The sequence below is a fragment of the Paenibacillus hubeiensis genome (assembly GCF_032334105.1).
GTDB classification, from domain to species: domain Bacteria; phylum Bacillota; class Bacilli; order Paenibacillales; family Paenibacillaceae; genus Paenibacillus; species Paenibacillus hubeiensis.
The window spans coordinates 91,265-113,562 of the sequence record NZ_JAVYAE020000014.1 but is presented as its reverse complement, the minus strand read 5'-3'; the positions used below and the strand labels follow the sequence as shown (position 1 = coordinate 113,562).

The 22,298-nt window shown below is 49.1% G+C and carries 14 protein-coding genes; 10 read left to right on the top strand and 4 right to left on the bottom strand.

Annotation, left to right across the window (positions count from 1 at the left end; translation table 11 throughout):
- The first annotated feature begins 64 nt into the window (after positions 1-64).
- From RSX24_RS26000 to RSX24_RS25975, 5 genes are all read left to right on the top strand, one after another.
- Positions 65-946: a diacylglycerol kinase gene (locus RSX24_RS26000; protein WP_343262198.1), complete on the top strand. Its 882-nt coding sequence runs from the start codon at positions 65-67 to the stop codon at positions 944-946.
- A gap of 824 nt (positions 947-1,770) precedes the next feature.
- On the top strand, positions 1,771-3,396 hold the full coding sequence (rlmD, locus tag RSX24_RS25995) for a 23S rRNA (uracil(1939)-C(5))-methyltransferase RlmD (protein WP_343262197.1): 1,626 nt from the start codon (positions 1,771-1,773) through the stop codon (positions 3,394-3,396).
- A gap of 353 nt (positions 3,397-3,749) precedes the next feature.
- A complete protein-coding gene (locus tag RSX24_RS25990) occupies positions 3,750-8,201 on the top strand; it encodes an endo-1,4-beta-xylanase (protein WP_343262196.1) in 4,452 nt (1,483 codons plus the stop codon).
- 408 nt (positions 8,202-8,609) lie between these two features.
- Entirely contained in the window at positions 8,610-9,509 is a 900-nt protein-coding gene (gene cysD / locus RSX24_RS25980) for a sulfate adenylyltransferase subunit CysD (RefSeq protein ID WP_343262194.1), read from the top strand.
- Position 9,510: 1 nt separating this feature from the next.
- Entirely contained in the window at positions 9,511-11,184 is a 1,674-nt protein-coding gene (locus RSX24_RS25975; protein ID WP_343262193.1) for a GTP-binding protein, read from the top strand.
- A gap of 194 nt (positions 11,185-11,378) precedes the next feature.
- On the opposite strand, the gene RSX24_RS25970 is transcribed toward RSX24_RS25975, so the two are convergent.
- Positions 11,379-11,585: a DUF2536 family protein gene (locus tag RSX24_RS25970; protein WP_343262192.1), complete on the bottom strand. Its 207-nt coding sequence runs from the start codon at positions 11,583-11,585 to the stop codon at positions 11,379-11,381.
- 681 nt (positions 11,586-12,266) lie between these two features.
- Positions 12,267-12,887 (bottom strand): class I SAM-dependent methyltransferase, encoded by a 621-nt coding sequence (locus RSX24_RS25965; RefSeq protein ID WP_343262191.1) that lies wholly within the window; start codon positions 12,885-12,887, stop codon positions 12,267-12,269.
- A gap of 313 nt (positions 12,888-13,200) precedes the next feature.
- Between RSX24_RS25965 and RSX24_RS25960 the strand changes: the two genes are divergently transcribed.
- Both RSX24_RS25960 and RSX24_RS25955 read left to right on the top strand, forming a co-directional pair.
- Positions 13,201-13,770 carry an SF0329 family protein gene (locus RSX24_RS25960; RefSeq protein WP_339276092.1) on the top strand — a complete coding sequence of 190 codons (570 nt, stop codon included), beginning with the start codon at positions 13,201-13,203 and terminating at the stop codon, positions 13,768-13,770.
- A 283-nt stretch (positions 13,771-14,053) separates the two neighbouring features.
- Positions 14,054-15,043, top strand: a complete 990-nt coding sequence (locus tag RSX24_RS25955; protein WP_343262190.1) for a tRNA dihydrouridine synthase — start codon at positions 14,054-14,056, stop codon at positions 15,041-15,043.
- Between the two features lie 232 nt (positions 15,044-15,275).
- Here RSX24_RS25955 and RSX24_RS32375 read toward each other — a convergent pair whose 3' ends face one another.
- The gene (locus tag RSX24_RS32375) at positions 15,276-15,350 is read right to left on the bottom strand and encodes a putative holin-like toxin (RefSeq protein WP_438286888.1); all 75 of its coding nucleotides are present in this window, start codon (positions 15,348-15,350) and stop codon (positions 15,276-15,278) included.
- 331 nt (positions 15,351-15,681) lie between these two features.
- Between RSX24_RS32375 and RSX24_RS25950 the strand changes: the two genes are divergently transcribed.
- The 3 genes from RSX24_RS25950 (at position 15,682) to RSX24_RS25940 (ending at position 21,547) form a co-directional block, all read left to right on the top strand.
- The gene (locus RSX24_RS25950; RefSeq protein WP_339276095.1) at positions 15,682-16,842 is read left to right on the top strand and encodes a cobalamin-independent methionine synthase II family protein; all 1,161 of its coding nucleotides are present in this window, start codon (positions 15,682-15,684) and stop codon (positions 16,840-16,842) included.
- A 429-nt stretch (positions 16,843-17,271) separates the two neighbouring features.
- Entirely contained in the window at positions 17,272-20,643 is a 3,372-nt protein-coding gene (locus tag RSX24_RS25945; protein WP_343262189.1) for a HEAT repeat domain-containing protein, read from the top strand.
- Between the two features lie 94 nt (positions 20,644-20,737).
- Entirely contained in the window at positions 20,738-21,547 is an 810-nt protein-coding gene (locus tag RSX24_RS25940) for an AAA family ATPase (RefSeq protein ID WP_343262188.1), read from the top strand.
- 198 nt (positions 21,548-21,745) lie between these two features.
- Here RSX24_RS25940 and RSX24_RS25935 read toward each other — a convergent pair whose 3' ends face one another.
- Positions 21,746-22,291, bottom strand: a complete 546-nt coding sequence (locus RSX24_RS25935) for an NAD(P)H-dependent oxidoreductase (RefSeq protein WP_236420652.1) — start codon at positions 22,289-22,291, stop codon at positions 21,746-21,748.
- Between the last annotated feature and the right edge of the window lie 7 nt (positions 22,292-22,298).

The following is a 22,298-nucleotide window of genomic DNA, read 5'->3' as shown; positions in this document are numbered from 1 at the left end:
TCGTGATGACAACGATGAGGCTGGGATCAGCTTCATGGATTATGTGGAATAGGTGGCGTATGGAATGAAAAGAGCTCGATTAATATACAATCCGACCTCCGGCCGGGAGGAAATGAAGAAACGTCTGGCAGACATTTTGCAGCGTCTGGATGAAGGCGGCATCGAAGCCTCGTGCCATGCGACGACAGGCGAAGGGGATGCGACCCGGGAAGCGGCGCTCGCCGTCGAGCGCGGGTATGACATGATCATTGCCGCAGGTGGGGACGGAACGCTGTACGAGGTCATCAACGGCATGGCCGAACGCGAGAACCGGCCGCCGCTCGGCGTGTTTCCGCTCGGGACGACGAACGATTTTGCGCGTGCGCTGGGCATTCCAAGACAGTGGGAAGACTATGTCGATCTGGTGGTCAACCAGCAGACGCGTCCGCTCGATTTGGGCAAGGCCAACGACAGGTATTTTATCAATATCGCCGGCGGCGGATCGTTGACGGAACTGACCTACGAGGTACCTAGCCGCTTGAAAACGATGATCGGACAGCTTGCCTACTATATGAAGGGCATCGAGAAAATGGCGAGCCTGTCGCCCCAGGAGCTCTACATCCGCGCTGCGGGGCAGGAGGATATGCATGACGAGTTCATGCTTTTCCTCATTACCAACACGAACTCCGTGGGCGGCTTCGAGAAGCTGGCTCCGGGAGCAACGATCGACGACGGACTGCTGGACGTGATCGCCATTCGCAAATGCAACCTGGCAGACATGATCCGTCTCGTGACGCTGGCGCTGCGCGGGGAACATTTGAACGATAAAAAGGTCGTGCATTTCCAGACGGATTATATGGAAGTGACTTCGCCGGGATATGTGCAGCTCAATCTGGACGGCGAGCTTGGCGGCACGCTGCCGGCGACCTTCTCGAACCTGCGGCATCATCTGATGCTGTACCGGTAAAGGTGTTGGCCTCCTTAAGATTATATTTACCTCCCGCCGCCACCGTATCTATACTTGCAATGGCATTATGCCGCATCTAACCCTAATTCGGTCTAACAAGCTTGGGGATAGGGGACAGGGTAGTGGCGGAGTCGGTTGTAGGGTGGAAAGGTGCAGGCGGGACCGTGGTGAGTGGTGCAGGGGTGTGTTACGAGCAGACCGTGGTGCGAATGTCGCTTGTAGAGGATGCAAAGGATAGTTATGGAGGATGGAAGGTGCCAGCGTGCTTTTTCAGTTGCCGCGTGTGGCAAGGATCGCGTATAATCTCATGGTGCCGCGCGAGTGGAATATGCAAGATATATGCGTAAGTACGCATGAGATTGGCGTGAGAGTGCGCATGATGAAGTACGGTAAGATTTGCGTGAGAGTACGCATGAAGTACGTGTGAAGACGCATGATGTATGCATTGATGAATGTATGGGGTATGCGTGGCAGGAGAAATGGAGTAGGCTTAGTCTCGTTCAAGGCAGCCGGGAGCGGCTAACGAACCTAGGAAGTCTTATTTTGGCGAAAACGACGTTGCTGCTGCTCTAACGAACATCAGTGTCGCTATTGGGGCGGAAATGGCTGGAAAGCACGGTTATGAGGCGGAATAACGTGTCTGAAGTTCGTTAGAATATTAGAAGACGGTTTTAGGTGCGAATAAGGTGTGTCAGGTTCGTTACAATTCGAGGACGTGAGATTTGCGTTGGGAATTGCCTTAAGTTGTCGCTGGAATAGTAATGATAGAATCCCCTTGCCTACACAGGCAGGGTCATATATGGATAGAAAGAAGTGAATGTACGTTGTCAAACAGTAACCGCAGCGGTCGTGGAAAAAGCCGCCGGAATTCGGCTGGCCCGCAAGGTAAAGGAAGCGCAGCAGCGTCCCGCCAGCCGCAGAAAACATCTCGTCAGACTACACACCAGCAAACGAAGGAGGTGCGGCAACAAGGCGCATCTCTTTCTGCCGTTCGTCCGAAGGGGGGCGCTCGGAGCGCTCCGATCGAAGGACTGCCCGTGAGCAAAAATGAAGAGACCGTCATTGACATCATCGGCATGAACCATGACGGCGAAGGCGTAGGCCGCGCGAACGGGTACACACTTTTCGTGCAAGGTGCGCTTCCGGGCGAAACCGTGCGCGTAAAGGTGCTCAAAACCAAGAAGCAGTACGGCTACGCCAAACTGCTGGAGATCGTGAAAGCCAGCTCGGATCGCATCGCCGCCCCGTGCCCGATCTATGATCAATGCGGCGGCTGCCAGCTCCAGCATATGAGCTATGATGGACAGCTGGCATGGAAGCGTCAGCTCGTCATCGACAATTTGCAGCGGATCGGCAAACTGGACGTGCTCGCTGAGGGAGATGGCGCTGACAGCGAGAGTGAAAGCGGGACAGGCATTCGCGTGCTGCACACGCTCGGCATGGAGGAACCTTGGCGGTACCGCAACAAGGCACAGGTGCCCATGGGTGCGGTGGAAGGCGGCCTTGTCGGCGGTTTCTATGCCCGCGGCAGTCACCGCATCATCGATATGGAGGCGTGCCTGATCCAGCATGAGCACAACGACGAAGTGGTTGCCAAGGTGAAGGAAATCGGCAGCCATCTCGGCATCAGTGCATACAATGAGGAGACAGGCCGCGGGCTGCTGCGTCATGTCGTGGTCAAAAAGGCATTCCGCACAGGCGAAATGATGCTGGTGCTGGTCACCAACGGAAGCGACATCCCGCATCGGGACGAATGGATCGGCAGCATTCGCGAAGCTTTGCCGCAAGTCGCGAGCATTTGCCAGAACATCAACAAAAAACAGACCAACGTCATCTTCGGCGACGAAACCCGCGTCCTGTGGGGCCGTGACGTGATCTATGATTATATCGGCGACGTGCAGTTCGCCATTTCCGCACGCTCGTTCTACCAAGTCAACCCGGTGCAGACCGAAGTGCTCTACGGCAAAACGGTAGAATATGCCGAGTTGACCGGCAAAGAGACCGTCATTGACGCGTACTGCGGCATCGGTACGATCTCCCTGTTCCTGGCGCAGCATGCGGATCAGGTATACGGGGTCGAGATTGTTCCCGAAGCCATCGAGGATGCCCGCAGTAATGCCCGCCTGAACGACATGCGCAACGTTACCTTCGAGGTCGGCGCTTCCGAGGACGTCATTCCGCGCTGGAAAGAGCAGGGCATCGAAGCCGACGTGATCGTCGTCGACCCGCCGCGCAAAGGCTGCGATCTGCGCCTGCTGGAAACGATCCTGCAAATGCAGCCGGAACGCGTGGTGTACGTAAGCTGTAATCCTAGCACTCTTGCGCGCGATTTGCGTGTGTTGGAGGATGGCGGGTATAGGACGCTTGAGGTCACTCCGGTGGACATGTTCCCGCATACGGTGCATGTGGAGAGTGTGGCGGTGTTGATATGGAATGAAACAGAGCACTAGAAAGAGAGCAATGTGCGAAAGGCTCTATGCCAGAAGACCGACGCATTAAAAGAAATGAAAGACGCTGGGTAAATTCCTTCCCAGCGTCTTTTTTGTCAGTTTGCTTTCTAAGTACACTACAAACATTCCCGTATTTATCTCCCGCGGCCTGATCAGCGGAACGAAGAGCATCGTCTCGTACCCGTATCAAACTTTGTATAATTCTGAAATAATCTAGGATTCACCTTTAATTTGGAGTAAGATTTCTTTCCTATGAAATGGTATTATCTGGGGAGAAAGGAGGCTGGTTACAGTAAATTATGTAAGCGCTTTACATGGTTTTTGAAAAATTTCATGTGGGGGGAATGCTTCGAATGAGGAAATCATTTAAGCGGGTCGTATCCGGGTTGCTTGCAGCGGCTCTGCTTCTTCCAGGCGGCTTGGTTGCTCCGACAATCAGCGCGGCTGATCCAGTGGAATCTAATTCACAAATCGTTTACCAGGAAACGTTCCAGAATGGTCAAGGCAAGGCAGCTCAATCAGGCGGTGCCCAGCTGAGCGCTGTAACTGGCAAGCCGTTTGCCGGAAATGATGATGGAGCTGCTTTAAAAGTGAATAACCGATCCAATAACTGGGACGGCGTGGACCTCGCATTCAGTGACCTTGGTTTGGCGGTTGACAAACAGTATACTGTAACCGCTTCTGTTTATGTTGATGAAGATTCTGACGTACCTGCAGCCGGGAAAGCCGTCCTTGAAATTGTAACCAACAAGGGTGTCGCTGGCTCAGAGGCATACAATGGAATCAGCTCTTCGGACTTTAAAGCAGGAGAAGGTGTTTTACTGTCTGCAGATCTCTCCGTTACCAGTGTGGTCAATACAGCCCTGCGAATCAAGTCTGATGAAGCAGGGAAGGAGGTTCCCTTCTATATCGGGGATATCACGATCACCCAAGTAGCAACACCTGTCCAACCTGCTGTGGTCCTGAACCAAAGCTTTGAAGACGGAAATACCGGAGGCTGGGGCAAGCTGGGTTGGGGATCGAGCGGGGATATTGCGGTCGTTGACGGCGTAGCCTCCGAAGGTACGAAATCTCTGAAGTTCTTCAACCGGGCCGATGAGAAGGCCGTTCCTGCCCTCGTACTTACGGACAAGATGAAATCCGACCGTAAGTATGATATTTCCCTCAAGGTCAGACTCGGTTCAGGTGAAGGCGAATTCCATCTGGCTTCCAAGATGGATTCTGAAATATTGCCCGATGATCAGAAGTATCCTTGGCTTATAGGGAACAAGCTTGTAACCGCTTCCGACTGGACGCTATTTGAAACGAAAGGCTACGAAGTCCCTTCTAGAACGAATGAGATCATCATCTATGTTGAACCATCGGGAAATACGTTAACCTCCGATATTTACATTGATGAAGTCATCATCACCGATGTGACCCTTGGTGAAACCGCACCAGAGATTGTGGATAAAACGGGCATCTCTGCAGACTTTGAGAATGGTCTGGATGGATTCAAAGCACGGAACGGCCGTGAAACGGTAGTCCTTTCCCAAGACGATAATCATACACCTGACGGCAAGCAAAGCTTGCTTGTGACGACTACGGCGCAATATGATGCAGCCTTGGTGGGTGCTGCCGGTAAAATGGCAAAGAATCACGAATACGAGCTGTCTGCATGGGTGAAAATGGCGCCTGGCCAAGCACCTACAACACTTCGTATCAGTGTTCAATATGCGGACAGCGGCTTTGCAAACGTTTCACAGAATGCAACCGTTACAGATCAAGAATGGGTACGCCTAACAGGCAAGTATACGCTCACCACTACTCCAAGCGTACTCAACGCTTATATTGAAACGGCAAACAACGACGGCGGCAGCCGTACCTTTTACTTAGATGACTTTACTCTAAAATATTTGGGACCTGTAACTGCTGCGCCTCCGATTCAAGAAAATCTTCCTAATCTTAAGGATGTCTACAAGGATGATTTCCTGATCGGCAACATTGTTAATCCGTCCACCTTTGACGAGACAAGGCTTAAGCTTCTGAAGAAGCATCACAATGTCGTTACGTTTGAGAATGATATGAAGCCGGATTATGCCTATGACAAGGACAGAGAATTTGATTTCACCGCAGAAGATGCCCTTGTCCAAAAAGTACAAGATGCAGGTCTTGACTTGCACGGCCACGTGCTCGTCTGGCATGCGCAGTCACCTACATGGCTTCATACGGCAGCGAGCGGTGCACCATTGAGCCGTGATGAAGCTCTCACTAACCTAAGGACGCATGTTAAAACGGTCGTTGAGCACTTTGGTGACCAAGTCATTTCCTGGGACGTCGTCAACGAAGCCATGAACGATAACCCGCCTAATCCGGAAGACTGGAAAAATGCATTGCGTAATTCCGGCTGGCTGCAAGCCATCGGCCCCGACTTTATTGAGGAGGCATTCCTTGCGGCAAAAGAAGTCATTGATGAGAACGGCTGGGATATAAAGCTTTACTACAACGATTACAACGATGACAACCAGAATAAATCTACAGCCATCTACAGCATGGTGAAAGAGATCAATGAGAAGTACGCCGCCAATCACCCTGGCGAGAAACTGATTGACGGCATCGGCATGCAAGCCCACTATAACCTGGGCACGAGATTGGACAATGTCAAGATGTCGCTGGAGCGTTTCATTTCCTTGGGCGTAGAAGTCAGCGTGACCGAATTGGACATCATGGCAGGCACCAACTCTGCAATCACTGAAAAAGAAGCGAAACAGCAGGCATACTTGTATGCCCAATTGATGGATCTCTATAAGAAAAACAGCGAGCATATTCCGCGTGTCACCTTCTGGGGGTTAAATGACGGCACCAGCTGGAGAGCCGAGCAGAACCCGACCTTGTTCGATAAGAGTTTTCAAGCCAAAGAGGCGTTCTACGGGGTCGTTGATCCGGAGAAGTACCTGAGGGAAAATCCACCTGAAGAGCTTGAATACAAGAAATCAACCGCTCACTATGGGACACCGGCTATCGATGGCTCCGTAGACAGCATATGGAGCAACGCTCCTGAATTGAAACTGGATACGAAGCAAATGGCATGGTCCGGTGCGACGGGAACAGCAAAAGTACTCTGGGATGACGACAATCTGTATGTGCTCGTTCAAGTCAGAGACGATCAACTGAACAAGACCAACCCGAATGCATGGGAGCAGGATTCCGTCGAAGTTTTCGTTGATGAAAATAACGGAAAAACGTCCAGCTTCCAAGACGATGATGGACAATACAGAGTGAATTTTGAGAACGTCGCATCCTTTAATCCTGCGGAAATCGCAGCAGGTTTCGAATCCAAAGTCGCTGTTGCCGGTACCAACTACACCGTTGAAATGAAGATTCCATTCAAAAAGGTTAAACCTGCGAACAATGCCAAAATTGGCTTTGATGCGCAGATTAATGATGCCAAAGACGGCAACAGAATCAGCGTAAACGCATGGAACGATCCATCCGGTCAAGGCTACCAGGATACTTCCGTATTCGGTGAATTGACGCTGACTGGCAAACCTTCTTCCGGCGGCAACAACGGCGGAGGCAACAACGGTGGAGGTAACTATGGCGGCGGCAGTGGCGGATCGAGCTCAGGGACTACTCCGCAGCCCCAGCCTCAACCACAGCTGCCAGGGAACGATTCGGTGATTGTACCGGTAATTAAAGTCGAAAATGAAACAGCCACAGCAACCATTTCGAGCGAGAGCCTGAATAAAGCCATTGAAAAAGCTTCTCCAGGTGAAAATGGCAAAAAACAGGTTTCCATCGAAGTGCCGAAGCAAGCAAATGCACAATCCTATGTTGTGCAATTCCCGACTACAAACCTGCAAAGCAACAATAACATTGAGTTTGTGCTTAAGACGGACCATGCAACACTTCACATTCCGTCCAACATGCTTTCTGATATCACGGAACAAGCAGACCAAGTCTCTATTCAGATTAACAAAGTCTCGGCAGATCGCTTGAGTGCAGATGTTCGCGCTAAAGTGGGCAGCCGTCCGGTGATCGATCTAAGCGTAAAAGCCGGGGATCGTGTTCTGGCCTGGAACAATCCTGCGGCGCCTGTAACGGTATACGTTCCTTACACACCGGCTGCGCAGGAGCTTGTCAATACAGATCAAATCGTGATTCTACGCATTGATAATCAAGGACAGGCAACAGCGATACCAAACGGACGCTATGATGCTAAATCCGGCTCGGTTGTGTTCAAAACAACTGAATTTAGCACCTATGCCGTAGCCAACGTAACCAAGTCTTTTGCCGATGTACAACATGTCCTCTGGGCAAAACAAGCAGTCGAAGCGATGGCTGCGCGCGATATTATTAAAGGCGTTTCCGATGATAGCTTCGCTCCTGCGGCTTCCATCACAAGAGCAGACTTTATCACCTTGCTTGTTCGTGCGCTTGAATTGAAGGGCTCGGACACGAACAATGCAGCCTTCAGCGATGTACAGCCAAACGCTTACTATGCACAGGCCGTTGCTATTGCCAAAGAATTGGGTATCGCATCCGGATTCGCAGATAATACATTCAAACCAGGCAGCAGCATTTCTCGTCAAGATATGATGGTTCTGACGGCGAAAGCCCTGAAAGCAGCTGGTAAGCAAACTGTCGGCAGCGGAAATCTGGTTCCTTATTCCGATGCTGCAAGCATTTCCACTTACGCTGTAGATAGTGTAACATCCCTCGTAGGAAGCGAAATCGTCAACGGCAAAGATGGCAAAATTGCACCAGCCGAACCATTGACCCGCGCTGAAGCAGCGATGATTCTCTACCGGATCTGGAAAATGTAAGTGATTTTAAAGGATATCTCGAAAAATTAGGCAACTCATTGAAGCTGCTGTCTGTACTTTACAGGCGGCAGCTTTTTCAAATTCCATTGCCCTCGATCATGATTGTAATAGTACTGCAACTTTTGTAACCTTCGATGTTTTGCTTCATCCATTTCATAATTTGCAACTACTCGACTTTATGCCAATATGGGGCGAACTGAATCCCGTGAACCTAGAAACCGACTCAAAATCATTCGTTTACGCGATTTTATTTAGGAGGGAGCCGCTACTCAATGCGGAATATCGTTGATCCAATACATAAACATCATAAATTTTACTTTTTTCCACTTTGCAATAAAGATGGAATCTGATAGGATAAGGTTATAAATACGATGGTTTTAGTAAGGATTAAAAGGAGGCCGCCTTGCCATGCAAGAACTAACACATCTGGATCAACTTGAGGCTGAAGCGATATACATTATCAGAGAAGTAGCAGCGGAGTGCGAGAAACCGGTCATGTTGTACTCCATCGGCAAGGACAGCTCGGTCATGCTGCACTTGGCCCTCAAGGCTTTCTACCCCGAGAAGCCGCCGTTCCCGTTCATGCATATCGATACAACCTGGAAGTTTAAGGAGATGATCGAGTTCCGCGACCGAAAGGCGAAGGAGTTCGGTATCGAGATGATCGTGCACTCTAATGAAGAGGCTATTCAACAAGGAATCAACCCCTTCGACCATGGTTCCGCATATACCGACATTATGAAAACCCAAGCCCTGAAGCAGGGATTGGACAAATACGGATTCACGGTTGCGTTCGGCGGGGGAAGACGTGATGAGGAGAAGTCGCGTGCCAAGGAGCGGATTTTCTCGTTCCGGAACAAGAACCACTCGTGGGACCCGAAGAACCAACGTCCGGAGATGTGGAAGCTGTTCAACACGCGAATCAACAAGGGAGAGAGCATTCGAGTCTTTCCGCTGTCCAACTGGACCGAGAAGGATATCTGGCAATACATTCGTCGGGAGAACATCGATATCGTTCCGCTTTACTCCGCGGACGTAAGACCGATCGTTAATCGTGACGGGCATATCATCATGGTGGATGACGATCGGATGAAGCTTGAGCCTGGCGAGAAGGTAGAGATGAAGAAGATTCGCTTCCGCACGTTAGGTTGCTACCCGCTCACGGGCGGAGTCGAGTCCGATGCCGTTACGCTGGACGAGATCATTGAGGAGACTTTGGGTGCGGTATCTTCCGAACGGACCAGTCGGGTTATCGACCAAGAAGCGGCGGGAAGCATGGAACGACGCAAACGGGAGGGCTATTTCTAACATGAAGAGTCTACTTAAATTCATTACCTGCGGAAGTGTGGATGACGGCAAGTCCACGCTGATCGGACATATGCTCTATGACGCCAAGCTGCTGTTCGCCGATCAAGAACGCGCGCTTGAGCTCGATAGCCGACTGGGAAGCCGAGGCGGCAAGATCGACTACTCGCTGCTCCTCGACGGCTTGCTGGCTGAACGCGAACAAGGGATTACGATTGACGTGGCTTATCGTTATTTTACGACGTCTCATCGTTCCTTCATCGTGGCGGACACGCCGGGACACGAAGAGTATACGCGCAACATGGCTGTAGGCGCTTCCTTTGCCGATCTAGCCATCATTCTGGTGGACGCTACCAAAGGCATCATTACCCAGACCAAACGCCATGCTCGGATCTGCGCCCTGATGGGGATCAAGCACCTCGTATTGGCTGTGAACAAGATGGATCTGGTCGGCTTCGACCAGAGGACGTTCGAGGCGATCAAGGAAGAGTTCATCCAAACGACGGCTGAATTGCAAATCAAGAGCATTCAGGTCATTCCCGTGTCCGCTACGGAAGGGGACAATATCACAACCAAGTCGCCGAATGCCCCTTGGTACGAAGGGTTAGCTTTACTGCCGTATTTGGAAAATATAGATATTCATACTGCCGATGATGCGAAGCCTTTCATGATGCCGGTTCAGCGTGTAAGCAGACCGGACCATACGTTCCGTGGGTTCCAGGGCCAGATCGAGGCTGGTAAGATTTCGGTCGGAGACGAACTCATGACTCTGCCAAGTCGGGAGAAAGCAAAGGTTAAACGGATTTTGGTGACGGACCAAGATCGGGATTCGGCTTATGCCGGCCAACCGGTTACGATACAACTGGACCGCGAAGTCGATGTCTCGCGGGGCTGCGTGCTCACGATGGACAATCAAGTCCAAGAAGCGGAAAGCTTCGTATCTACGATCCTGTGGATGGACGATTCCGTCCTGACTCCGGGCAAGCATTATTGGGTAAAGGTCGGAACGAAGACTCTTCCGGGCACTGTAACGGCGATTACCCATAAGATTGACATTAACACGGGCCATACCGTTCCGGCGGATCAAATTGTTAAGAACGAATTGGCCAAGTGTGAATTCACGCTGTCGGATCGCATCGTCTTCGATTCCTTCGAACACAATAAGAGCATCGGAGGTTTTATCCTTATCGATCGTGTCACCAACATGACGTCGGCTTGCGGAGTCATCGATCAAGCGTTGAAGGGAGACAGCCGATTTGCCACACTGGATACGGGGATCACGAGAGAGGTTCGCGCCCAGCAGAAAGGACAATCTCCGCTCACCGTCTGGTTTACTGGCTCGGATACGGCAGCTCTCGCAAAGGAAGTGGAGAAGCGACTCATGTCATCCGGTCACCATACGATGCTGCTTGAGAGCGTCGGGGGAGAATCGTTCCGCCGCACGGCGGAGGTGGCAAAGGTGTTGAACGACGCCGGCCTAATCACACTGGTATCCCATGATTCTATCAGTGCGGGCGAACTTGAGACAGCTCGAGAGATCATCGGGGGCAAAGGATTTATCGAAGTTAACGCGGACGAGATCGGCGGAACGTCCACCCAGGATGCCGCGAAATCCGTGGTTAAACGAGTCGTGCAATCCGTTATCGCTCACAGTCCTTCGAATAGCTACGATATTTAATAAGCATGTCAGATACAGCGGTTGCCGTCAGGCAGCCGCTTGTTGTTTCATCAAGATTCCTTTAGGTGGGGAGAGTGATCTCTGAATTTGCTTTATTCTGGGGAAGGAGATTTGAGCTGTTACAAAAACAATAAAAAAACCGGATTGCTATATTTCGCACAATTCGGTTTTTTACTGTTCAACGTTCTGGTCCATCAATCTGCTGAAAAATGAACAACTGCACTATACAACATCTTGTTTCGAATCGGGTCGAACGTCACTTGATGCTGGACCTGCTTCACCCGCAGCAGCAGCGCCTTGTTCATTCCGATTCGGTCTTCAATCGCCCGTTCCAGTTCATGGAAGTCATAAGCCTGCAGGCATTCGACTTTGTCTTTGATCATATCCAATGAAATTTCCATAATATCGTTCAGACCTCCTCCATGTCACGATTTGCAGGTACAAAAACCTGCCGAGCTTTTATTGTAGAGGAGCTTTTCCGGTTCGGCAAGAGTAGACGAAGCGAAGAAAACGATGGAGACGGTTTGATTTCTATACTGGGGTTCAAGAATAAAGGGATAAAAGCATTTTACGAAATATCGACCATTGCAGAACATCAATCACTTTTGAGTTAGATGAAGCAAAGAAACAAGCTGCACCTATTGAAATGACCTTTTTCGGAAGATTTTCCGTCTTTCCTAACGATTATGATCGGCCCTCAGAGCATGGCAATATTTAAGCTAGCATACAAGATTCGCTTAACAATATAATAACCTTTAAAAAGTCCTGTAATCGATGAGGACGATGAGGTGGTCGACGCGATTGCGTTCTTAGTTGGCGCCCAATCCTTTCTATATTTCGGAAAATTTATAGGGCCTATTCTAGGCGGTTTTTTGTTGAACCGCTTAGGTGGAACAGGCCTTTTTATTATCATGGTTTTCTTCACTTTAATTAGGTACTGTATTTTATCGTATTAATGTAGAGAGAAATTTAGCGCAGCTTTAACATGAATAATTTGGACAAAATACTAAAAGAGGATAACAATATCTAGTAACGTTATCCTCTTAGCTTTAGATATTAAATTTGAATGACAGTATTTTGCATTATTTTTTGGTGATAATAATGGATCTTAGCTGAATCCAAGCATTACTTTGATGAGTGTAAGCGAGCTGCTCCTTGAAATGAGAAGTTTCCAAAATAGTGAAGTCTTTGAAATGCTCTCGTAGGTCATCATCAGTAAAAAAATGAGCGATTTTTCCTTGTTTATATTCATATGTAAAGGGTTCAATCTCAGTCCCTTTTTTATTGCTGTCTTTGTCTGAAAAAACAGTAAAGAAGCCTAACCCATTTTTCTTAAGAAGTTTTTTGCATTTGTCTATGATTAGAAGTCTTTCTTGCTGTTTGAATAAATGAAGAAGATTATAACAGAATATCGCGTCATATTTCTTTTCTAATTCGATATCAAAAATAGATGAATGAATAAAATTAGTCCTTGTATCAAATTCCTTAGCGTGTTTGATTGCAGTAGAAGAAATTTCAATCCCGTCTACGTCAAAAAAATTCGATAATTCTTTTGTATTTCGTCCATATCCGGCACCTAGGACTAGAATATTTTTAAAATTATATTGCCTAAAAAGCGATATTGCTTTATATACACTTTGGCTAGGATCTTCTCCCCAAATTTTCCCTTCCGTTTCGAACCTGTGCTCCCAATAAGATTCCATCAATCGGATTCCTCCTAAGCCCTCATTATAAAAAGTATGACTTTTTAGGTAGATTCAATATCTATTTTACAATAAAACAATATATATAATTTATCGTTTAAACTAAACTTTCTGAAAATTTTCGCTAATTCAAGGGATTTCGAGGATGTTTTAAATGGCGTTGCAGTGTTGGCTGCGGATACATACTCTAGCCCTACAGAAAACAGAATAAATGATGTAAAATATATAGTAAGTTATAAATGCCACACCTTTCAAAAAAAACGCCTAACAGCCGAGAGATACAGATAATAGGTCTTAGAACATAGGAGGGACCATGTCCTGGAGTAAATTGAAGCAAAATTTGGAGAGTTTCATCTCTCCTGCGTTAAATGAAAGGGTCGAATTTCGGGCAACCAGTTACCGTTATCTACCTGATAAATCCGGAAGTTGTTATCTCACTGTAGATAAAAAGAACGTGCTTAATATGAGTGATGCAACTAGCTCCATCCGTTGGTATAAGACAGAGCAGGAAATCAAAAATGATCCGGAACTCTACATCCCGATTAGCGTTGAAGACATTGAAGCGGTCCGAAAAGATGCCAAAGGCACGATTCCCGAGGATCGTCTAAAAGTCATTGCAAGAAGTCGGAAAATTTCAGAGCTTGCTAAAGAGCTTTTAGCCGCGCAGACCGCGTTAAGCAAATCCAATTTTACCGTTACAGCGACGACGTTCTTGTCGACTTCAATCGAGGAAAGTCTGGAGAGCAACGATATTTTACTGAATATTTTGGCTTTGGTGGACAAGCGAGTTGGCAAAAAGCGAATTTTAAATATGTCGGATAAGGTAAAATTAAAACATCCCGCCGTGCAGTATTTTTATGAGCTGCGGCGCAGTACGTTATGACAACAAACATCTTTCATTGACGAGGCACATCGTGTCATCCATCGGAGGTAAGCAGGGAGGGGCGGCGCCCTTCCTTTTTTTGCGAGTTCATTGGGGAGTCTGCTGGTCTCTTGGGTATGATATACTCATTTAGATGTCTGCCATATAACATATACCGTGACTGTCGTTTGAACTACGTTGCTAAAGCATGTTATAAGTGAAGATGAAGCAAGGGCATGAAGGGTTAATTTTTTTTATTTTCGAGGACAAAGAGTTGTCCTGATATTATAGAGGGGTTTTTGAGATGACGAACAATTTTTGGCGTGATTTGCCACGGCCTTTTTTTATACTGGCACCGATGGAAGATGTGACGGATGTGGTGTTTCGCCATGTCGTAAGCGCAGCAGCCAGACCGGACGTGTTTTTTACGGAGTTTGCGAATACAGAGAGCTATTGCCACCCGGAGGGGAATAAAAGTGTGCGCGGGCGTTTGACGTTTACAGAGGATGAACAGCCCATGGTCGCCCATATCTGGGGGGATAAGCCGGAATATTTCCGTGAAATGAGTATCGGTATGGCGAAAGAAGGCTTTAAGGGCATCGATATCAATATGGGTTGTCCTGTAGCGAATGTAGCCGAGAATGGAAAGGGGAGCGGCCTGATCTGCCGTCCTGAAACTGCAGCGGAAATCATCCAGGCTGCCAAAGCCGGAGGACTGCCCGTCAGTGTGAAAACAAGGCTTGGCTTCACTGCCGTAGACGAATGGCGCGACTGGTTAACCCATATTTTGAAACAAGACATTGTAAATCTGTCGATTCATCTGCGCACCAGGGAAGAAATGAGCAAAGTCGATGCTCACTGGGAACTGATTCCGGAGATTAAAAAACTTCGCGACGAGGTGGCGCCAGATACACTGCTGACCATTAACGGGGATATTCCTGACCGTCAGACTGGCTTGAAGCTCGCTGAACAATACGGCGTGGATGGCATTATGATTGGACGCGGTATTTTCCAGAATCCGTTTGCTTTTGAGAAAGAGCCGAAGGAACACAGCAGTGAAGAATTGCTTGGTCTGCTTCGGCTGCATCTGGATCTCTATGATCAATACTCAGCACAGGAGCCGCGTTCGTTCAGCCCTCTTGCCCGCTTCTTTAAAATCTATGTCCGTGGATTTCGAGGCGCAAGCGAACTTAGAAATAACTTAATGAACGCTAAATCCACAAGTGAAGTGCGTACATTGCTTGATGAGTTTGGAAGCAAGGATGATGAAGGGGCGGAGGAACGTGGAAATTAAGTCTCCATTTTGAGATACGACGGGTAATTATAAAGGCTCCCTCGTTCCATTGATGAGCACATCAAGATTGAAATCCTCTTCCATGATGTTATAATAAGGGAAAGAACAGCTTATAATGCAAAGAGAGCCGTGCTGTAACACGACTCTCCGCGCAATAGCCGCTTTTAAGGGCGGTGGGCTTAACAAGAGGAACACGATCAAGTAGACCGCAACCTTTGCATGGGAGGGCGGTCTACTTGTGTTTATTGGACAGCAGCGCTGCAATCAGCGAACCAAAGGTTAGCATCAGCATCATCGCTTCAAACACTGTCACAAGGCATCACCTCCCTTCAGGGAGATTAGCCGACCGCCCATATCAGCCTTTCTATCGCGTAACGATTATACCAAATATTTCTAGTCATTGAATAGATAAATAGCGCTAGTATAAATGTATTGTAATGTAATAAGAATTAATCAGGGGGGTAACAATGATCGGAAGATGGTACTGCGCTCGCAGTGGCCTGATGGGATTTATTACAGATTTATATAGTCCTTTCTTGCTATAGCTTTTAACTATAACTAGTTATGTTTTTTAAGTAATCCTACTAACCCTACTCTGCGTGATATGATAGGCCATATACAACGAGGGGGTTTTTTACATGACTGATAAGTTCCAGATCGTAGGCAGTTTGTTGCGTCCTGAGGAATTGTTGAAATATAAAACGCAAATTGAGCATCGTGATGATATCCAATATCCGTTCTATGAAAACTTTGAAGGGTATGCGCAGTGCGAGGCGCAAGCCATTGAGCAGGTTGTGAAGAAAGAAATCGAGCATGACCTGTCGGTGATTACGGACGGCGAGTTCTCCAAATCGATGTGGCATCTGGATTTTGTGTGGGGCTTTGATGGCGTAGAGCGTTATATCGCAGATCATGGCTATTTTTTCAGAGATGTGGACGGCACATCGAAATATGAAACACGCAAAGATATCGGTTTGCGCATTACGGGCGAGTTGAGCGGCAAAAATCATCATTTCATCCAAGTGTTCAAACAGCTGCAAGAGACGGCTGGCGACCAGCAAACCAAGCTTTGTGTACCGTCTCCTTCCCATATTTTCGGTGAACTCTCTTGGTCGGATAACATTGGCGGCAAGGATGCCGTTTACCAGAATAAACAGGAGCTCAAAGAAGGTCTGGTGCGTGCATATAAGGAATTCGTAGAGGAGTTCGCTGCGGCGGGCGGCAAAATCCTGCAATTCGATGATTGCTTGTGGGAGCTGTTTGCGGACGACAACCCCAACTCTCCGTTTACAGGCGAGCATATCAATCAAGAGGAAGTGGCGGGGCTGGCCACTGAATTTATTGACATTAACAATACGGTGATTGACTTCGGCCATAGCCTGGGCTTGAAAATGTGGACGCATAACTGCCGCGGCAACTATGACTCCCGCAACATGGGCGGTGGATCTTACGCAAAAATCGCGAATCTGTTCCTGAAACAGTTGAAATATGACCGCTTCTTCCTGGAATGGGACGATGAGCGCGCGGGTTCACTTGAAGCGCTGGAAGTATTCAAGGACCGCCCTGAAACGGAGATTGTACTGGGGCTGCTGTCGTCCAAAACCAATACCCTTGACGATGAGGAGCGTGTATATCGTCTGCTGGACGAAGCATCCAAAATCATTGACAAGGATCGCTTGCTGCTGTCCCACCAATGCGGATTTGCGTCCTGCGATGGCGGTAACGAACTCAGCGAAGCCGAGCAATGGGCGAAAATCGACCAGGGTCAGAAGATTGCCAAGCAATACTGGGGCAACTAAGAAGCTGCAAAGAGATTTGTACCCTGCTGTTGCTGAATAAGTCTCTATGGTTGTAACGCTTTCTTGATCTGTGTCTGAATTTGAAATAGTAACATGTTGAGCAAATAGAGATGACTCGAAGGTCCATGAACGGGCCGGAAGTCATCTCTATTTTTTATGCAGCGTTTCGGTCTGTCTGAGCAAACTTCATTGCACGTTCTTGCGTCATATATACTGCAAGGATTTATGGGAAAAACATTTGATCCGCCTATATGATTGAGGCTGCTCATAAGAGTCTAATCCAAGGCATATGCCTTCGCGAAACAAGGCCTTTAAACAGGAGAAGTTCGCGCTTGCGCAGAAGTTATAACCTTTCGAGCTTCTGTGCGAAATAATTGCACGGGTGCTTTCATCCGGTTACAAGACATAGAAAGGAGAGACACACCCATCATGACATTGAACCATAATCCGTTAGACAAAGAGCAAGTACTCGAAGAACTGGATTCGCTCGGTTACTCGGAAAGAATGAAGCACATTGCGCTTTTGGGACGTCAGCATCAAGACGAGGCGGCGTATTCTGCGCTGCTCATCGCTTTACTGGAAAGCGGCACCGCCTATGAGGGGCATCTGGCTTTAAGTGGTGCCAGCGTAGTGAAGGATGCCCAAGCTGTTTTGCTTGCCCTTGAGCATCCCAAAGCAGGCGTTAGAGGACGGGCGGCCGGGCTGCTGCCCGAAGTCGTTACAGATTCCAATTATTCGATCGAAGCCGCAATGGTTGCGCTGTCGTACCATGGTCGCCGTCAACTGCTGCGTAGCATCGTGAATACATATCGTCAGGATTGGGCGGAACGACTGCTGCCGCTCGTGCTTGCCCGGTGGGGCGCACAAGAAGCTTCGTTGATCTTGTCTGTATGCAGCGAGGAGACGGTTCGCAACCGGCTTCCGGAGCTTGGGTATGCGCTGCGAAATTGGCGGATCTTAACGAAGCGTTATCCCGATCTGGTTGCGGATTATTTGGAGAAATCTTTACAGAACGCCACGCATCAAGAGAAGGCCTATGTATGGTGGAGACTTTCTTCCGCGATCGAAGTGCTGAGCGTCTCAAGACCGGCGGTCGTTCTGGAATGTGCGTTGAAGTACGGACCTACGGATACGATTCACCCCGTGCTCAAACGGCAATTGGGCATTCTGATTCAGACGAATCCCGAAGGCGTATTCGAGCTGCTGACCCGGGAGGAGGCACGAGGGTATCTTCTGAATCATGGCGTGCCTGCAGGCGTTTTGAAAAAGAAAAAATGGTTCACCGCAGCACAATGGACAATGCTGACAGTATTGCTCGCCGATCAACCCCTGCATGTCGCCAAGGTGCTGGATGCCCTTGCGCCCTCATGCCGCGCGGCGATGTTTGATGCGGCATATCCGGAGAACGAGCGCAAGACGCGCGTTTTCCCTAAACAGCTATTGGACGTGCTGCCGCATCGACTGCGCGATAAAGAAGCCGCCCGCATGCTGGAACTGCGCGATATTCGGGATCATCGGGACAACATGCTTGAAATGACGGCGCGCCGATTAATTGCTCATTCTAGGGAGAAGCTGGAGCAAGCCGTGCAGGTGTCCAATGCGGATGAGCGTGCTGCGGCCTATGCGCATCTGATCCGGAGCACTGCTTTATCCCGGCGCGGGATGGAGGAAACGCTGCGTTTCCTGACACGGGTCAAAAACGACCAAGACCCGGTACGCAGCACGGTTATGGCGGAACTGTCAAACTGCCCCACACCCATGTTTACGGAAGAGCATATCGACGACCTGACTTTGCTGGTAGATAGCGTGATCGAGGCCAGAGATACGTCATATGGGACCAGGTCTGCCACGGAGAAACTGGCTTTTGCCATACTGCGAGAACATGCATTGGAGCCGGAGAGCGAACTGTTCCAGTTCGCCTTGAGAACGTTTGGAAGATTGGCGATGCGGGACGGGCACTTTGCGCCCTTCTCCATGGACTGGGACAGCATGCCAAGCCGTGCACTGGAAACGTTGTTCGAGACGATTTATGCCTTTGGCGTGGAAGCCAACAAGCGTGAAAACGATAATGTGGTCCTTCGAATGGCTGGTTCGTTTGGCAAAGCGGTGGAGCGATTGCCCAAGCTTCAGCTTTTGCTGAAGGAACTGGTGCATGCCAAAACGGTGTCGACTCAGGCAGTCCGCTATTGGCTGCTTCCGTATAAAACGCGGGATGAGAGGGTCAGAGAACTGCTGGACAGAGATCCATCCTTTATCTCGTTCCACGACGTATTTATGCATCTGCACCTGAAGCGCCAGGAATGGCTCGACCCCTTCATCTCGGGAAAAGTGATCAAAGGCAAACACTTGTCGGGTAAAACGATTTATGTTGTGCCTGCCCATAACGGGTTTCATCGGTGGCTGCCGCGCCAGCAAAAGGCGCTCGCATCCCTGCTGGAGCGGGTGGCACTGGATGGCAAACGGAGTTTCCATGAACGTGCATCCGCGATGCGCAGCTTGGCAAGCATGCCCGATTATTGCTCCGATCAACTGGAAGTCCTGTTGCAGGACGAGGAAGTGCATGTTGTAGAAGCAGCGCTTTATGCCTATTCGTTGTGGGAAGAGCCGGAGCAGGCACTGCCTGTATTGTTGGACAACCTGGACGGAGACCGTGCTCGTGTCGCCATGTATTCGATCCCTAGATGCATGCGCAGGGTGAGCCCAGTGTTGTTGACGTCGCTGCTTTCGGAATTGCTGAATCGGGAGAAATTGAAAATTACGGTCAGAAAAGAGGCCATCCGGCTGCTCGGTGCTTATAAAAGCAGTGAGAGCATGACGCTTCTCATTCGCGAATACGAGAAACCGAATGTACACAAAGATGTAGTCATCGCCATAGGCCATGCCGCAAGACAATGTCTGGACGATGAACGCAGCTGGACCATGCTGGGCACCATGGCTTCTTCCCCGCAGCGGGACATCGCACGAAGTCTGCTGAACCAGCATTCCGGGGAGCTTCCCGAGAAGGATCGACCAAGGTATTTGCAGTTGATTACCGAAATCGCAGACCATGACGATGCCGTTGTGGCAAAAGCCGCTTTCCAAACGATGAGCCTTTGGGTAAACGGAAACGAAGAGACGATCGCGGCCTCCGCGGGCAAGGCGATCATTGATTTGGAGGACAATGCCAGGTGGAAAACCGCGCTGGATACCCTCATTGCGGCCTGCCGTGACGGAAAAGTGAATGATCAGGTCATCGACGTCGGCAGGCAGTTGGCCGACACGAAGACAAAGGCAGAGTGGAACGCTGCCGCCGAGCGGGATGTTCCGGAGCGACAACGTTTGCTGGCATTGGTGGACAGGCTTGCCGCGCTGCCCCAAAATGCAAGGCGGGTGCTCATTCCTCTATATTTAGGCATGATCGATGTCCTCAAGTCCAAAGAAACGATGAAACCAGCCGTAATCAAGCTATATTTGGCGGTTGTCGAATGGAACCAGGCGGATAAAGCTGACGTACGGCTGGAACCGGTTATTCAAATGGCGGACACCCACCCGCATTTGTTGGATTACGCCTACAGACAAATAACGCAGGCAGTAAATGCCAGCAAGGCGTATTGGAGACCGGAGGCGATTCTGGATCTCGTGGACAGATTGCGAGCACGGCAGTCATTTGCGGCTCAGTATATCGGGCTTTCTTTGCTGAAGGCTGCCGGAACGGCGCTATTGTGGGATGAGGCTTGTGCTGACCGTTTGAGAGCTTACCGGAATCATGAGCATGAGGCCATTCGTTTGTCGGCATTGGATATTTGGACTGTGCTTGAGTAGAATGAACGGTACTTGGGCGGAACGGTTACACCATAGAATAATGGCCAACACGAGTGCCAAACTCGCATGATTTTCCGAAAGGGGGAGCGAGACGATGCTGTATCTAGGGAGCTTCAAACTTTCCCCGTATATCTCCAGCAATCCCAATATCTATCCCGATCATGTGTTCAAGCACATTGCAGGGGAAGTTCTTTTGTTTGACCGGATTACCGTATTATATGGCAGCAACGGCTCCGGCAAATCAAGCCTGCTGAATGTAATCGCTAATAAATTGGAAATTACGGGCTCTGAGCGAATGACCAGTTACGGCCACAATATTTATGCCCAGCGCTTTATTGAGGAAAGCAGCTACGAACTCGGACATGATGATCAGGAGCGTCGCATATACAAGCTTCCCGATGGGAGCCGGTACATCAAGTCAGAGGATATATTGTATGAAATCAAGAAAATACAGCAGTCCAGCGTGCTGCGCGAGGGATTGTTATATGAGCAGGCCGTACAGGGGAAGAGCAGGGAAGAGGTAGAGAAACTGGAGCAGTCATATGAATTCAAAACGAAAATGGCCAACATTCAATTCGCTCAAGAGAAATATTCGAATGGGGAAACCTCGATGCAGTTTTTTGAGGAATATTTGCTTCCCGGGCAGCTGTATTTGTTGGACGAACCGGAAACGTCGCTTTCTCCGGCGAACCAAATCAAGCTGGCAGAGCAGATGAACGATCTGGCGCGGTATTTCGATTGCCAATTTGTCATTGCTTCGCATTCTCCCTTTGTTCTCGGAACGCTTCATGCAAAGATCTACAATCTCGATGCCAAGGTTTTGCAGACGGCAGAATGGTACGAACTGGACAATGTACGATTTTTTTATCAATTCTTTCATCAGCATCAGCGATTGTTCGAATGAAAAGGACCCGGTACACATGGTCGGCGGGTTCCTCGCATAACGGTGTTTGAAACGGTAAGCGGCGCCGAAACAGAGCAACATGAATATGGAGTTGCGGAGCATTTCCGTACCTCCATGTTTCATTCGCAATCATGGCTTTCCTGCAAATCTTAAATCAGATGAGCAGGAGCTTTTTTTATCACAAATATCGAAAATGAATCAAGAAACGCTATATTGCTGGTCTTTCAAAATATGCTGGACATACTGTTCGGCGCTTTGGTCGATGTGCTCATCGCTGGCCTGAAACGAAGACCCAAAGACGGCGAAATAGGGGAGCACCGACGCGCCCACATGTTTTGCGCTGGCTTTGAACGGAGCGATCACTTCATCCACGGTAAACGAAACCGAGCCCTCTGGCCGGTAATTTTCCTCTTTGTCGCCGATGGACAGGGCAAGCCCGAACCGTTTTCCTTGGAGCTTGTCGCCTTTCGATCCGTAAGCCCAGCCGTGCGCGAACACATCGTCGAACCATTTTTTCAATAACGGGGGATAACTGTACCAATAGACTGGGAATTGAAAGACCACATGGTCGTACCCTTCCAGCAGCTCTTGTTCTTTCGGAACGTCAACGTTCCAGTCGGGGTATGCTTTGTAAATTTCATGTATGGCAATATCATCCGAATACTTCAGCAGCTCTTCTTTCCAGCGCCGATTGACCCTCGAAGCCTCTATATTCGGATGTGCCAAAATCACCAGTGTTTTCATCGTTCAA

Bases quoted from the DNA above. Each gene is read 5' to 3' on its own strand.
- RSX24_RS25935 (WP_236420652.1), bottom strand. From the start codon at position 22,291: ATGAAAACACTGGTGATTTTGGCACATCCGAATATAGAGGCTTCGAGG.
- RSX24_RS25955 (WP_343262190.1), top strand. From the start codon at position 14,054: ATGACGAACAATTTTTGGCGTGATTTGCCACGGCCTTTTTTTATACTG.
- RSX24_RS25975 (WP_343262193.1), top strand. From the start codon at position 9,511: ATGAAGAGTCTACTTAAATTCATTACCTGCGGAAGTGTGGATGACGGC.
- RSX24_RS26000 (WP_343262198.1), top strand. From the start codon at position 65: ATGAAAAGAGCTCGATTAATATACAATCCGACCTCCGGCCGGGAGGAA.
- RSX24_RS25960 (WP_339276092.1), top strand. From the start codon at position 13,201: ATGTCCTGGAGTAAATTGAAGCAAAATTTGGAGAGTTTCATCTCTCCT.
- RSX24_RS25970 (WP_343262192.1), bottom strand. From the start codon at position 11,585: ATGGAAATTTCATTGGATATGATCAAAGACAAAGTCGAATGCCTGCAG.
- RSX24_RS25965 (WP_343262191.1), bottom strand. From the start codon at position 12,887: ATGGAATCTTATTGGGAGCACAGGTTCGAAACGGAAGGGAAAATTTGG.
- RSX24_RS25940 (WP_343262188.1), top strand. From the start codon at position 20,738: ATGCTGTATCTAGGGAGCTTCAAACTTTCCCCGTATATCTCCAGCAAT.
- RSX24_RS25950 (WP_339276095.1), top strand. From the start codon at position 15,682: ATGACTGATAAGTTCCAGATCGTAGGCAGTTTGTTGCGTCCTGAGGAA.
- RSX24_RS25990 (WP_343262196.1), top strand. From the start codon at position 3,750: ATGAGGAAATCATTTAAGCGGGTCGTATCCGGGTTGCTTGCAGCGGCT.
- RSX24_RS25945 (WP_343262189.1), top strand. From the start codon at position 17,272: ATGACATTGAACCATAATCCGTTAGACAAAGAGCAAGTACTCGAAGAA.
- cysD (WP_343262194.1), top strand. From the start codon at position 8,610: ATGCAAGAACTAACACATCTGGATCAACTTGAGGCTGAAGCGATATAC.